At 38.0% G+C, this 14,544-nt stretch carries 10 protein-coding genes; 2 read left to right on the forward strand and 8 right to left on the reverse strand.

Annotated features, from left to right (window positions below):
• The 6 genes from JL102_RS12205 to JL102_RS12230 form a co-directional block, all read right to left on the reverse strand.
• On the reverse strand, positions 1 to 1,170 hold the full coding sequence (locus tag JL102_RS12205; protein ID WP_202244697.1) for an ankyrin repeat domain-containing protein: 1,170 nt from the start codon (positions 1,168 to 1,170) through the stop codon (positions 1 to 3).
• 94 nt (positions 1,171 to 1,264) lie between these two features.
• The gene (locus tag JL102_RS12210; RefSeq protein ID WP_202244698.1) at positions 1,265 to 4,486 is read right to left on the reverse strand and encodes an ankyrin repeat domain-containing protein; all 3,222 of its coding nucleotides are present in this window, start codon (positions 4,484 to 4,486) and stop codon (positions 1,265 to 1,267) included.
• Between the two features lie 4 nt (positions 4,487 to 4,490).
• On the reverse strand, positions 4,491 to 7,709 hold the full coding sequence (locus JL102_RS12215; protein ID WP_202244699.1) for an ankyrin repeat domain-containing protein: 3,219 nt from the start codon (positions 7,707 to 7,709) through the stop codon (positions 4,491 to 4,493).
• A 48-nt stretch (positions 7,710 to 7,757) separates the two neighbouring features.
• Positions 7,758 to 7,988 carry a hypothetical protein gene (locus tag JL102_RS12220; protein WP_202244700.1) on the reverse strand — a complete coding sequence of 77 codons (231 nt, stop codon included), beginning with the start codon at positions 7,986 to 7,988 and terminating at the stop codon, positions 7,758 to 7,760.
• Positions 7,989 to 8,158: 170 nt separating this feature from the next.
• The gene (locus JL102_RS12225; RefSeq protein ID WP_202244701.1) at positions 8,159 to 8,890 is read right to left on the reverse strand and encodes a LytR/AlgR family response regulator transcription factor; all 732 of its coding nucleotides are present in this window, start codon (positions 8,888 to 8,890) and stop codon (positions 8,159 to 8,161) included.
• On the reverse strand, positions 8,887 to 10,695 hold the full coding sequence (locus JL102_RS12230) for a tetratricopeptide repeat protein (protein WP_202244702.1): 1,809 nt from the start codon (positions 10,693 to 10,695) through the stop codon (positions 8,887 to 8,889). The genes JL102_RS12225 and JL102_RS12230 overlap by 4 nt, the downstream gene beginning before the upstream one ends.
• 85 nt (positions 10,696 to 10,780) lie before the next feature.
• On the opposite strand from JL102_RS12230, the gene JL102_RS12235 reads away from it, so the two are divergent.
• Together JL102_RS12235 and JL102_RS12240 are read left to right on the forward strand one after the other, a co-directional pair.
• Positions 10,781 to 10,993, forward strand: coding sequence for a hypothetical protein (locus JL102_RS12235; RefSeq protein WP_202244703.1), 213 nt, complete (start codon positions 10,781 to 10,783; stop codon positions 10,991 to 10,993).
• Positions 10,994 to 11,156: 163 nt separating this feature from the next.
• Positions 11,157 to 11,651, forward strand: a complete 495-nt coding sequence (locus JL102_RS12240; protein WP_202244704.1) for a YciE/YciF ferroxidase family protein — start codon at positions 11,157 to 11,159, stop codon at positions 11,649 to 11,651.
• A gap of 29 nt (positions 11,652 to 11,680) precedes the next feature.
• Here the strand turns inward: JL102_RS12240 and JL102_RS12245 are convergent, their stop codons facing one another.
• Together JL102_RS12245 and JL102_RS12250 are read right to left on the reverse strand one after the other, a co-directional pair.
• On the reverse strand, positions 11,681 to 12,067 hold the full coding sequence (locus tag JL102_RS12245) for a TerB family tellurite resistance protein (RefSeq protein ID WP_202244705.1): 387 nt from the start codon (positions 12,065 to 12,067) through the stop codon (positions 11,681 to 11,683).
• 559 nt (positions 12,068 to 12,626) lie between these two features.
• The gene (locus JL102_RS12250; protein WP_202244706.1) at positions 12,627 to 14,540 is read right to left on the reverse strand and encodes an AAA domain-containing protein; all 1,914 of its coding nucleotides are present in this window, start codon (positions 14,538 to 14,540) and stop codon (positions 12,627 to 12,629) included.
• Positions 14,541 to 14,544: the final 4 nt, after the last annotated feature.

Raw genomic sequence — 14,544 nt, forward strand, 5'->3', positions numbered from 1 at the left:
TTAACCTTCTATTTTTTTAGCCAAAAACATTTCCGTAATCTCATTATACCCTTTGATATTACTATAATCTATGGCTGTTTGCTCGGCCTTATTTACCAATGTATAGTCAGCATCTAACGATAACAGATGTTTTACAATATCCTTTTTACCAGCCGCTGCGGCATAATGCAAAGGCGAATTTCCTGCTTGATCTACTATATCAATTTCAGCACCAGCATCAGTAAGAAGCTTCACCATACTCAGATGTCCTTTTTTAGCGGCCACATGTAGTAGGCTTTCACCATCACAAGCCATCTGGTTATAATCATCAGAAGTGCCATTAAAGCTATCCGTTATCCACTTGAGGTAGCTTTCAAGAACAAAGCTTCCATGATGATTTTTGGTGGTATTTACATCCACACCAAAGTCTAAAAAGGCCTTTACTAAATCCTTTTGGTTATTTGAACAAGCCAGCCACACTGGTGACAGCCCTTCATTAGACTCTATAAATGGATCTGCTCCTTGCTCAAGGTAATATTTCACTAACATATTATTGTGCTTGAGACAGGCCCAGAAAAGCGGGGTATAACCTGAGTCATTAGTTTCATTCAAGTCCGCTCCATTTTCTAGTAGAAGCGTAATGATAGGCTTATTTAATGTACTAGTAGCCACTAACAGCGGACTATTGCCATCTTCATCAGTAATTGATAGATCAGCACCATTTTCTAACAGCGATTGCACTATGTCTCTTTTCCTTTTAGCGATGGCCAATATCAAAGGTGTTTCTGAATGACTATTCGCTATGTTTATATCAACCCCGGCGTCTAAGAGCAACTGCAATAATTCCTTTTGACCAGAAGTAGCCACTAAATGGTATAGCGTGTTTTCGTCTTTATCTTTTATATCAGCCCTTGCACCTTCTTCCAACAGAAACTGAGCTACATTTTTCTGCCGACCTTCAATCGCATAATAAAGTGGAGTAACTCCTTTATGATCTTCATAATCCTTATCTGCCCCTTGATTAATCAGGTTTTTAATAATATCAAGATATCCTCTACCTGCAGCAAAGTGCATGGCCGTTCTACCTTGTTCGTCAGTATAGTTTACTTCTATTTCTTCATCTTTTTCCAGTAGCATTTCTGCTATCCTACGATTACCATTGGCACAGGCCTCTATAAATGATTTTGACATTTGATATTCTTTTTATTCTACCTTAATGCAGGCGTTAATTCTCCTTTTAAAATTTTTATGTAATAGTGATATTACGAAGGATTACCGTAAGGGTTTAATATTCAATCGGTAAGCTGCTTAAATAATCGATAATCTCATCACTCTCGTTATTAGCCTCTGCTATATCTTTGGCCTGTTTCACGTCTGCTCCTGCAGCTACGAGAGCTTTAGCTTTCTTATCCTCCACCGGGTCTATTGCTTTTTCCTTACGGGTGAATCCCACCTCTCTACGACTCACAAAACTCATCATCTTCACATAATAAAGTAACACGGGATCAACCTTCTCTTTATGGTTAATATCTGCTCCATGATCTGTCATGCTCTTCAATATTTTCTCGAAAACCACCAATGGAAAATCCACTTCCAGTAACTGATGTAAAATAGTACGATGCTGAACATCAGTCTTATTGATTTGGAGATCTGGATTCCTGAATAACGTATTGGCAAAATACTGATCCCTAATAAGCTGAGCATAATAGAGTGGCAAAAAGCCTTCACTACAAGTAGTATTGATATCTGCATTTAACCTAAGTAGCGTATCAAAAATCTCTCTATCACCATAATCAATGGCATATACCAGAGCTGAACCGCCGTAATCTGCCACATGATTAATATTGGCACCTGCCTCCACAAGTTCTACTATGATCTTGCTTTTAACACTACCATGTCGGTGAGGCATATCATAGCTATTTCTACCCAAAATAGCTCTGTGCAATACTGAACTACCATTAGCATCAGTAGCGTTTACATCAGCTCCGCGAGTGATTAACTCATGCGCCACGCTGCCTGCTCCCACTTCAGCAGCTGCCATAAGTGGTGTCATCTGAAATTTATCTTTGACTTCGAAATTAATACCTGCGTCCAACAGTCTCTGAGATACCTGCAAGCGCAATGTAGCTAATACATTAGGCACACTGGTAATAGCATGATGCAATGCTTGTGACTGATTTGCTCCTCCTTTGGCTTCTATATCGGCACCCAGTGTAATCAGACTTTGCGTAGTATGTGGCAAGCCATAGGCGGCTGCAGCCAACAAAAGCGTATATTCTGACTTATCCTTTTGTTCAAGATCAAAGGCCTCTTTTGAAAAGGCATAGCCCATCAATTCCCCCAGGGTTTCATCTCTCACATCATAACGAGAGATTAGCGACATCAATGGACTTTCATACGATTCTCCTACAGGCGCACTCAATGAAGCTCCATATGCATACAACAGATCGTATACCTCCAATGGCAAAATATCTATAGGTCTGGCTTCTATAAAAATGCTTCTCTCTTTGAGTTGGCCTTCAGCAACTTCTTCTGATTTTGCTGTAGCTTTAGGGTCAGCGCCCTGCTCCAATAGATAGCTTAGAATGGTATGATACCTTTCATTGCCCCTTACCTTTCTATTCTTTTTAGCATATTCTAAAAGCAAAGTACTAGTATACTGCGCTTTATCCTCAGTAAACAAATAAGTTCGATTGATATCACTAAGCTTGCTGATTAGCTTTTTGACCAATTCTATAGGGTAATAATTATTATCAAGAATATCCAGTATAGCAGGTTCTACCTCATTATCTACTGATATTTCAGGGTAGTTATCCAATATAAAATCCAGCAGCTGAGGTGTGAATTTCCTTAACCCTAGATTGAGGATATTAGCATCTGCACTTTGCGAACCTTTTTTGTAATAATCTTTTTTAACATAAGCAGGATTTAGTGCTATGAGCTCTTTAATGAAATGGTCTCTGGAAACATTTTCAATAGCATAGAAAATAATGTCTTCATCTGTGATTTTTATGGCAGGATCTTCCAAAATCACATCTACCAATCGTAACTCCTTCTCTATCATAAAACGCCCAACAGCACTCACCTCCTGCCTTTCTGGTTTATGATCTTTCTCTGATTTATTTTCTTTCTTTGCATTTGAGATATAAACAGTTTTGTTGTTTACATCCAAACCATGTTTTAGCAAAAGCTTAAGTACTTCCCGTCTTTTTAAAGCAGAATTAAGGTTAGCATGCTCTTTGAAGAAGTAGTTAGCCACACCTTCATCATTAGCATCTATGAAGTTAACATTAGCACCATTTTCCAAAAACAGCCCTATTAAACCCATATGGTAATTACTGAGCGCATAAAAAAGCGCACTATAACCGTTATATTCTATCAGCGCTCCATTTTCCAGAAGAAATGAAATAACATCAAGTGGCTCTTCAGGATGAATGTTTTTAGTCATGGCATAAAGGGGATTATGCCTTTCATCAGAACAAAGGTTAATATCTGCCTTCTTTTCTATGCAGGCTTGCAATAACGCTAACCTTTCATCAGACTTGATTCTTCTGTTTAGCGAAATTCCTTCTACCACATACTTATCAGAGAGGTCATTATTATCATCTACATAAGTCTTCAAATAAGTATATGAAAGCAGTGACAGATATTCAGAAATATCACTTTTCTCAGTCGATAAAAATTCAGCCAACTTCTCCATCTGCTTATGAGATAAAAGTGAAGTTACTTCATGTAAATGTGATTGAAACTTAACACCATTAATAATCAAATTCAACACAAAAGAGCTAAGCTTGTATTCTATGGCTAATTCCAAAATGGTTTTATCTTCAATGGGTTGGTTGAGGTCAATATTGTAAAGCTCCACGGCCTTTTTCAACACTCTTCCTTTTTTATTCGGACCTAATGGAGCCAAAAGCAGTCGCTCCACAAACTTGATATTACTCCCCTCACTAAGCGGGCAGTTCACATCCATGAGCAAAAGAATAATCTCTTCATCACTGTTTTCTACTATGGCCGTTTCTAAAGGAGACATGCCCTCATAAATACTGAGCTCTGCGCCTTTATCCAGAAGGATCTCTACAAATTCTTTAGAAGCTCTGGCCTGAATGGCCTTCTGAATTACAGGAGCACCTTTATCTCCCAAGGGCACAATGTAACCGTGGTTAATAAAAGTCTGCAACACCTCCGCACTTCCACTTTCAATAAGGGTATTAAAAGCAGAGCTCATAGGTGTTTTACGAGCTTCTTCAAAATCGCTACCTAAAGAGAAAAGATATTCTATTACATCAGTTTTAGCATATAAGGTAGCATAGAAAAAGGGCTTGTGATTATTCTCATCAGCCTTTTGAAAGTTGGAGGCATCAAGTAAAGACTTGATGCGCTCCAGGTTGCCACCCTTTATCACTTGTTCCAGGCTTTCTGGGTGGTCTTCAAAAAACTTTTGGGTCGCCTGAAAAATAGGCTCTTCTTTCTTCTCTCCTCCAAAAAGTTTATCTAAAAATGACATGTTATCAGATATTTGATTTTAGATATTCTATTGCTTCAGGTGCTATTCCCTCAATTTTTTCCACATAATATAATGCGGCCTTTGTGTTTATTCCTGCTTCAATCAGTGCATCCGCTACCTCTTTGTAACCTGCCAGCACTGCCAGTGCTAAGGCATTGGCTCCATCTTCTAACTGATGCTCCAGGTCAGCTCCATTTTCAATAAGGAGTTTTAACATATAAACCCTTTTCTGAGGATCGACATCCACGTTAGAGTAGGCAGCCCAGAAGAGCGGTGTAAACCCTTTAATATCTGGCTGATTGATATCACTAAACAAAGGTTTGATCACTTCAAATGCTGATGGATTAACGTAATAAGCAGCTATATGCAGTAAGTTCAGTCCGTCTCGTCCTTCACTTAGCGGAATGCCCTGCTCCAGAAAATACTTAAGCATATTTACACCTTCCTCTTCATTCATGCGCATTACCGCTGAGAAGTGGATTGATTCATTATTAGCATCTATCACATCCAGTTGTATTTGCTTCTGACTCATAAGTGTGTTTATGAAGAAACTATCACCATAAGCCACTGCCAGCATGATAGGTGTACGACCAGCCATATCAGGTTGGTTAATGTTTATTTCCAGCTGCATAAGGGTATTAAAGAATTCCTTTTGCTGGTTTACAATAGCCAATGATAATGGTGGCAACTGCTGCTCTGAGCCTAGATTCAGGTCAGCACCTCCGTCTTTCAGAACGGCCAACATTTTAGACCTGGTAAGTTCTGGATTTTCAGAATCTTCATATGTTTCTGTGCCTAGTATAGCTCTGTGTGCCGCCGTTTCTCCGGCTTCGTTCATAGCATTAGGATTGGCTCCATTTTTCAGCAAGCAAATTACTGATTCAAAACAGCCATAGTTAGCCGCACTCATAAGAGGAGTGAACTGCTCAGAGTCAAACTGCTCTATATCTGCACCACAGTCTATTAATGCCTGAACGGTGTTAGCACGATCTGTCTTGTTATTAGAACTATAATTGGAGATGGCTTTATGCAAAGCAGGTGAGTTATCAAAACCGCCTATCGCATGCACATCAGCTCCTTTTTCCGCCAACCATTTGATAGTTTTAGGTCTACACTGCATGGCTGCACCTAGTAGTATAGTGGTGCCATAATTATTTCTCCAGGTGAGATCAATTCCACTGGCATCCCAAAAGAAATCCAGGTACTGCACCATTAAATCATCAGGCATGCCTGCATAACGGTTAACAATACTTTGAATTTGTGATTCATTTTGATTGTTTACTGGTTTATTAGGATCTTCTCCATGCTTAATAAGCATGCTCAGCACCTTAGTTTCATATTTTTCAGAGTTAATAGCTCCAATTATTATTCCTTCTTCATCCAGGAAAGTAGGCCTTACCACCAGGCGTTTGTTGGGTTCGCTCAGGTCTATCCCCTTCTCTATCATGAGCTCACCTAACTCTACTCTTATATCTTCATCATAATCCTGATTACCTCTGAGTAGTACATCTATGATGTTTTTAGAATGAGCTCCTTCAGCATCATCATCATAAATGCTGTAGTACAACCTGTTAATATCAGGATCTAAAGAGATCAGCTTCTTCACAAAATCAAGGCTATAGCCACTACGCAAGGCAATCATAGGCAATGCTTTAGTTTCATGGTGAGCTATTATGCCTTCATAATTATCTAAAATATATTCGGCGAGCTCCATTTTATCATGAGTGATAGCCAGTGGCAATAGGCCAGTATCGAAATAGGCATCTCTGACCTTGCAATAGAGATAATTGGTAAATACTACCTGCGGATTTTTATCAATTATCTTTTTAGCCAAATCGATATCCAGGTCTCTCTTAACGGTTAACCTCATGATAACATCATTCATTTCTACATCGAAATTATCAATCAGATAGTGACCTATAACTGAATATTCCAGATCAATTACAGCTTCAAAAAATGAGGTATCATTAGTAGTAGCATCTTTATAATGAGAAATAGGCTGATGAATGTCTACATGATGTTGAACCAGTAGCTTAAGCATGTCAAGTCTTTCTTGCTCATTGGAATAATCTTCATCTCCTGGTATAATCACTGCATTTAGCACTGTATTATCATAGTAGTTGACATAGTTAATATCAGCTCCTTGAGATAATAAAAGCTCTACCAAATGAGCGTCATTATGCATTACCGCAAACATCAGCGCACTAAAACCTTCATCTTCTATTTTAGCACCATGCTCCAACAGGAATTTTACATAATGATCATTTTTACCGATGTCATAATTTCTTATAAACAGACACAGCGCATTGGTAGGGTTATTCTCACTGCTCAGTTCATTAATATCAGCCCCTTTTTGCAAAGCCAATTCTGTTACCTCAGCTTTTTCTTTATCATTAATAACAGAGTTTAGCACTATAGCCGGAATAACCCCTTGACCAGCCATACTACCCTGGCTTTGGATATAATCTTTAAACGTATTTTTATCTAAAATCTGAAGGAAATACTCTGGCTTGTTTACCTCAGGGTATTGCATGATATACGGTGCCAACTCCTTCACTTTTTTAGCTCCTAAAAATTGCTGCAGATTCCCTGCTATGCCATTTACAGAAGCACCTAATTTTATCACTTCAGCCAGTAGGTCGAAATCTCTTTTATTGAATAATTTAGTACTTACAGGCAGCTCTTTACTTTCTTCATTAATGTTACAATCATATTCTTCGATAAGCATTATCAATACCTGCACCTTAGTTTTAAGATCCATAGCCTCAGATTCTATTACCTGATGGATCATCGGCTTACCCCCTTCACGTTCTTTAGTACCTGCTATGCGAGCTACGTTTTGGAAAGTGTCAAAATCACTCCCCACCTGCACTGCCATTTCAAAAGGGGGCACACCATATGGTGTTTCAGTAGAAGCGCCGCGATTATGCATATAGTTGATTAACTCGGTAGAAGCATTGCATTTCACCAGATAAGAAATAATGGAGTCGGAATCTATGGACTCTTCTAATGTAGCACCATTATCCATTAAAAATTGACATACGTTGAAGCTATCATACTTCAAAGCATGCATAATCGGCGTCATAAATTCATCATCTTCCTTATTGATGTCTTCTATGGCCATCAGTTCCTCTACCTTTTTACGATTATCCTTCTTTATGGCCTCTAGCAAAGCTTCCTCTAAAGGTTTGCTTTTGTTTAAAAATGAATTAAAAAATGACATGGTATTTTCTGTTATTAAAGTCTGTATTTATTAATGAGCGAATTTTTCTTAAGCCTTGGTTTCTTTTCCCTGAGGCTGTACACTTAAGTCGCTTTGGTTTTGTTTTTTGGAGGCAAGAGTGATCAATGCGCCCACCACTACTAGCGAGATCATGATGATCCAGGCTGTGGTTTCTCCCCAGGCGTAGATCCAGCGGACTCTGCGAGGCACAAGATCAAGGAAGTTGAGAACTATGGCTGCTAAGCCGAATATTAGAAATGAAGAACCTATTCTTTTCATGTTTTGAATTTGTTTTAAAAATGCCTTTGGAAATATTTTTTCCGGCGCTAACAATTCAAAACTATGATGCTACCTGATAACTGCGAAAATCAATTGATAAGTGTCAATGATCAGTTGATATTTGAATAAAAAGTGCTCTATCTGAGCTTGGAAGAAGGTGACGGACAAGGTTAATTTCGATCTAGCAAACTAATGATATCGGACCGCTTACGAGTGGAAATGGCTACTAAATCATCATTAGTCATTTTCAAAAACTTGCCTTTGTACAAGCTTTTAACATGCTTCATATTGACTAGGTGTGATTGGTGGCACCTCACAAAATCTTCACTAAGCATTTCCTGATAGTGCCTCAGGTTTTTAGATGCGATAATTCGTGACTCTATAGTAATAAAAACAGTATAAGCAGCATCTGCTTCGAGCCTGACTATGTCTTGCAGTTTAAGGATATACTGCTGCTCAGTAGTTTTTACTACTATTTGAGCTTCCTTTTTGGCTAAATTATTTTTTAGCACTTCTAATAATTCCTGTCGCTGTTTTTCATTTTCTATTGATGATTGAGCCTTTTTTATGGCCTCATCTAGCTCTAGCGGATCTAGCGGCTTAAGTAAATAATCCGTAGCGCTATATTTAAAAGCATTAATAGCGTACTGATCATAAGCCGTAGTGAAAATAATTTTAAAAGAAACATCTTCCAGCTGCTCTAAAATATCCAGCCCTGTGCCATCTTCTAACCTCACATCTAAAAACACTAAATCGACTTCCTGTGTACTTAAAAGCTGCAATGCCTCAGAAACATAGCCCGTTTCTCCTACTATCTCTATATCGCTATTAAGCAAAGAAAGCAACTTCTTAAGGCTGTTTCTGGCATTAATTTCATCTTCTACTATTACTACTTTTATCATCTCCTGAGGTGAAATTTTACGGTGGTACCTGCTTCCGAACTGTTTATACTTACTGAGCGTTCATCTCCTTTGCCAATCAGCTGAAGCCTTTTCATAAACACATCTATAGAATGCGTTTTTCCATCATTTTCTTTGGGCGTGAAGCCTATGCCGTTATCAATAATTTCAAAACTAATCCGCTCTTCCTCTCCCTTAATATTAATGATAATAAGGCCTTTTTCTTTTTTACCTTTAAAACCATGCTCTATGGCATTTTCAGCGAATGGCTGCAATAACATAGGTGGTATTTCTGTATCCTCCTCATCGAGATTGTCTACATTTATTTTATAATCAAACCGATCTTTAAAACGGATCATTTGAGTGCTAAAATAGTTCTTCAGTAACTCTATCTCATCTGCAAGGCTAATATATTTCTTATTTATAAATTCGAAATTCTGCCGTATAAGCCTGGCGAAGCGTGATAAATAAGTAGCTGATTCTATAGGCTTATTATCCAGCAAAGAGTTTTGAATAGCCGATAAGGCATTAAAGATAAAATGAGGATTCATCTGAGAGCGCAACACGCTTTGCTCAAGCATCATTTTCTCCTTTTCTACCTGTAGCTTTTTGTGTTTTACGTTCTGTATCCAGAACAACACCAGTAGCAATAAAAAACCTAATGCTACTATAAATATAATCTTACCTCTTCGGTTTACTTCCAAAGCATAGTGCAACTCTTTTTCCTTAGCAGCCAGCTTATATTGATTCTCTGCCAAAGCTAGCTTTTCCTGTAAATCGCGCTTTATTTGAAGCTCCATATAATAATCTCTCAACTTGGCAAACTCCATTGATTGGTCAAAATCCTTCATCCTCAGCGATATGTTGAGCAAAATAGTATAAATATCCCTCTGACTAGCCAAATCCTCATTTTTAGAGGATATAGCCAAAGCCTTCTTATAACATTCCTCTGCCTTTTGCAGCTCATTACCATCTAAATATAGATCGCCCAAGTTTGTAAGTGGGTTGGCGTTAAACGTGCCAAGCTCATGATTAATTTTTATAGCCTTATTGAAATAATCAGTCGCATCCTTTACATCTCCCAACTCTTGAGATACCAACCCCAGGTTATTATAAGACTTAGCAATAGCATTTTTATCGGCCAGGGCCAAATTAAGCCTCAGAGATTTTAGATTATATTCTATAGCAGCAGGCAAATCAGCCATGTTACGGTAAATAACAGCCATATTATTATAAGTGGCAGAAAGGCCTGCAGAGTCTTGTAATTCTTTCTGAATAGCTATTGATTTTTGAGTATACTCAATAGCCCTGTTATAATCTTGATATCTGAAATAGGTATGTGCCAGCGCGGAATAAGTATTGGCTTCGTCCGTTTGGTTATGAAGGTCCTGCGCATAGCTTAGCGCTCTAAGCAAATGTTCTACAGCTTTTTCCTTATTTGAAATATAGGCATTTTCTGAGCCAAGCAGCCAGTGTGTTTTTGTTATATAACGCTTGTCTTCATTATTCTCAAAAATCTCTAAAGCGGCCTCCAGACTCTGAATAGATTTAGTGGAATTATGTATTTTAGACCATAGCTTACCTTGTTCGAAATACATAAGGCCCTTTTGTATTCCATCATACTTTTGCTGTTTAATAACACTATCTAAGGTTATTATCGACTCTTGGGGTGTATCTGACTGAAGTGATTTCACAAGCTCAATATCTGCCTCTGACACCTGATCCTTTGGTGAGCAACCTATTATTGTAAAAAAAAGCAGTAGAACAATTCTATAAATCGATGAAAAAGAGGCATCCTTGTTGAACATACCTATTGCGTAATGTAATTTATTTTCAGTATGACTACAAACATAGCAATATTCTTACTCACACTACGCTTTCAACAACTCTCTAATGACCTCTTATAAATATAATAAAGGCCATCTATTTGCTCATGAGGTTATTGAAAGGTTTACAAACAATTTCCGCTATAGCCTGTATAGGCCTAATAATCATAATAATATTTGGGCTTACTCCAAAATAATTAGTAACTTAAGTGGTGCTACTGTAATTGCTAAGCTCAATGACTTCTACCTACTATTTAATACATTAAAAATAGAGGTTTGAAGCATATTCAGGATTTATAAAACTGATGAATACTAGTACTACCAACGGGGTGTAAAATCATCAGTAATATAGCCTCACTTGTTAGAATATGAGGTTTAAATACTGATTTTAGTTTGGCACTATAATCTCATTGGTAAAGGAAACCAACTAACGAACATATATCATGAGTAAAAAGAAGACCTTACAGGATCTTTTAGAACATGAGCTGAGGGACCTGTACAGTGCAGAAACACAGATGCTAAATGTACTACCTATAATGGTAAGTAAGACCACTGACCAAGGTATCCAAAAAACTTTTGAAGCACACTATAAAGAAATCAAGCAGCAGAAAAGGCGATTAGAAGAGTCATGTATGGTGCTAGATATTACTCCAGAAGGCCATATTTGTATAGCTATAGCAGGAATTATACAAGAGCTTACGAATTTTTTAAAAGAGGGAGCCGAAGCCGAAGTTATAGATGCTAAACTAATAGCTCAACTACACAGAATGGAACATTATGAAATAGCCGGCTATGGCGCCATCCTACACTATGCACGGTGCGCTGATGCTGATGAAGTGGCAGATTTAGTAATGGAAAGTTTGGAACAGAAAAAAGATGCTGCTGATGAACTGACCAAGCTGGCAGAGGAAAAGATAAATGAACATATCATCGCATAAAAAAGGCCGGGAAGCCGGCCTATAGACAATTAACGATGCGTAATACGCTTTTTATAAGTCTGATATATTAAATCATTAATAACCCTTGGTAGGAGGTCTAGCTTAAGAGCTAATTTCTTGCAGAGTTCCATCTCGTTTTTATCCACATCCCCATCGATCATCATTACTGATACAAGATCCTCTACTTGCTGTATTTTTTCATCATACTTCTTTGGTGGAGTAAATTTAACATCTTCAGGATTGTCCTTTATACTCTGAATATCCTCGTTATTCATTCCTAATTTGCGAGCAATAATCACTAAAAGATCCCATTCCTCCTTAGCCAAATGACCATCTGCCATGGCTACGGTAATAAGATTCTTTACATGACTCCTTCTCTTTTCATCTCCTGATCCGAATATGTTCAATAAATTCATGTTTATGCTTATAACTATTATGTTGAATACTTCACTTTGCTCTCTGGAAAATAGGTTGAAACATAACTTAAGTGTAATTAAAAGTACATAAAATCTATTCTACTTTATGTAATATATATTTAGTTTTAGTAAATAGTTTTAATTTATGAATTTAAAATTTTAATCAATTTTATCTACAATCCCATTTCCAGCAGCTTTTAAGCCCATTTATTAAACAACAATTAATGCACTCATATGATTGCCACCAGATCAAATTTTTCAGAATTTATTCATCAAACTACTGAATCTCTTGGAAAAGACATCTAATTTTTTCCATCAACTGCGAGAGTTTACAAAATGATAATGACACATGAAAGGTTTAGCGCTCATCAACAAGAGATTTCACTACCTCATAATTAAGCAGCTATAATCTAAGTAAATACAAGTGAGTAAAAGACCTCTACAAGACTTAAGTAAACTGTCTCCATTCAATTTTAGGAAACACCTATCAAGCCATAATGACTGCCTCATGTATAATTATGAAAAAAAAATAGTCAGGTACTTTGCCTGACTATTTCCACTAGTAGATATATTCAAAGGCACTTTTATAAGCACCTATTTCATTGACATAATCTAAAAAAGCTGCATAAAACTCATGCTGACCGATGGTGGCACTATCTCCAATTACCACCAGCTTTTTCCTGGCTCTGGTCATAGCTACATTCATGCGCCTGGTGTTAGACAAAAAGCCTATTTCCCCTTTCTCATTAGACCTAACCAGGGTAATGTAAATAATATCTCTTTCCTGCCCTTGAAAGGAGTCTATCGTATTAATATCTGTTTTATTGATGATAGAAGAAGGCAAGTGTTTGTTTTCCAAAAGGTGCTCTACTAATGCTGCTGTTTGTGCTTTGTAAGGAGCTATTACCCCAATGCTTTCTACCTCATCAATTTTGCTAACGGCCTCTATTTGCTCTACATATTGCTTGAGATGAGTACCAAGCAGCTCCGCCTCTTCCTTGTTAAAAGTGCTTTTACTCTCCGGATCTACTTGCTCAAAATAGCCACAACCTGCCGTATCAATAAATTCAACCGCGAGGTCCCCTTCAAACACGGTCCAAGAAGCCACATTTTTATTGGCAACAAGCTTATTATTATAGAAAATGCTACTGGAAAAATTCATGATATCAGTATGCATTCGATACTGTTCCTTCAGCATCACATCGGCTCTATTATTTTTGATAGCCTTTTCAAATAGCGTTACCTCTAACCCCTCTTTAGCTGCCTGAAATGATTTTATGGTTGGAGGCAACTGCTGATGATCTCCTGCAAATATCACCCTTTCGGCTTTAATGATAGGAATCCAACAAGCAGGCTCCAGAGCCTGAGCGGCCTCATCAATAAAAACCGTATTAAAAGACATGCCTTTAATTACATTATTACTAGCACCAACCAAAGTACAAGCTATTACCTGAGATTTATTTAAAATATCATTAGTAATATAGTAGCTGAGTTGATCAGCATCATCTTTAAGGCTGCGAGCTTCATCTAATAATAAACGTCGCTGCTGCCTCTCTGCATGTCCAAAATTACGCTTATACTTCTTCCCTAGGGTTCTATATTCTTCGGCTTTCTTCTTAAGATTTTTCAGTTCTTTATAATCAGGATGGTGCGCCACCCTCACATCCAAAGTTTTGCTAAGCGTCTCTTCGGTAACCCTGGCTGGGTGACCTATGCGCAACACATTAACCCCGTGTTCACCTAATTTTTCTACCAGTAAATCCACTGCTGCATTACTAGGAGCACAGACCAGGGTTTGCCTTTCCTGTTTTAGGGTTTGCAGTATCGCTTCAATAAGCGTGGTAGTTTTACCTGTACCGGGTGGGCCATGGATAATAGCCACATCTTGGGCTCTGTTCACCAAATTTAGTGCTTGGTTCTGACTAGCGTTTAATCCAGGACTAGTGAGTGGAGCTAAGTTTTTAAAACCGGCCTCACTACCGCCAAGCAATATTTTCTTTAATTGATATAGCCTACCAGAGTCAACCTTAGCCAGGTACTTCAGCACTTTCTCCATTTCCCTATAGGAGCTCTCATCAAATAGTAGCTGCACCCCCAAGTGACCATCTCTGAGCCAATCAGGAGCAAAATCATGATTTAGGGTAATCATCATTTCCTGTTTGTTCACAAAATTGACCACTCCACTTACTGTCTCCTCGCTCTCACTGTTATCTCCGGCGGTAGAAAAAACGCTCACCAGCTTACCTGATGAAAACATGTGAGACTCCGTATGCTCCTTTGGTCGCGAAACCTTTACTACCAGCCTTTCTCCAGCATCGAACTTGGTCCTGTCTAAAAATACAGGATACCAACACACGCCCCTCTTCCTTCTTTCATTAAAAGAAGTACCTGTCATTTTAAGCTTATACTGCAGCAGATCTTCCTCTTTCTCCTTTTTAAGGAGGGCTGTCAGGTGTTTGAAATCTTCAGTCATTCAT

It is taken from the genome of Fulvivirga sediminis, from assembly GCF_016757215.1.
Taxonomy (GTDB): Bacteria; Bacteroidota; Bacteroidia; order Cytophagales; family Cyclobacteriaceae; genus Fulvivirga; species Fulvivirga sediminis.

Coding starts and splice junctions, on each gene's coding strand:
- JL102_RS12250 (WP_202244706.1), bottom strand. CDS start 14,540: ATGACTGAAGATTTCAAACACCTGACAGCCCTCCTTAAAAAGGAGAAA.
- JL102_RS12245 (WP_202244705.1), bottom strand. CDS start 12,067: ATGAATTTATTGAACATATTCGGATCAGGAGATGAAAAGAGAAGGAGT.
- JL102_RS12215 (WP_202244699.1), bottom strand. CDS start 7,709: ATGTCATTTTTTAATTCATTTTTAAACAAAAGCAAACCTTTAGAGGAA.
- JL102_RS12235 (WP_202244703.1), top strand. CDS start 10,781: ATGACCTCTTATAAATATAATAAAGGCCATCTATTTGCTCATGAGGTT.
- JL102_RS12225 (WP_202244701.1), bottom strand. CDS start 8,890: ATGATAAAAGTAGTAATAGTAGAAGATGAAATTAATGCCAGAAACAGC.
- JL102_RS12230 (WP_202244702.1), bottom strand. CDS start 10,695: ATGTTCAACAAGGATGCCTCTTTTTCATCGATTTATAGAATTGTTCTA.
- JL102_RS12210 (WP_202244698.1), bottom strand. CDS start 4,486: ATGTCATTTTTAGATAAACTTTTTGGAGGAGAGAAGAAAGAAGAGCCT.
- JL102_RS12205 (WP_202244697.1), bottom strand. CDS start 1,170: ATGTCAAAATCATTTATAGAGGCCTGTGCCAATGGTAATCGTAGGATA.
- JL102_RS12220 (WP_202244700.1), bottom strand. CDS start 7,988: ATGAAAAGAATAGGTTCTTCATTTCTAATATTCGGCTTAGCAGCCATA.
- JL102_RS12240 (WP_202244704.1), top strand. CDS start 11,157: ATGAGTAAAAAGAAGACCTTACAGGATCTTTTAGAACATGAGCTGAGG.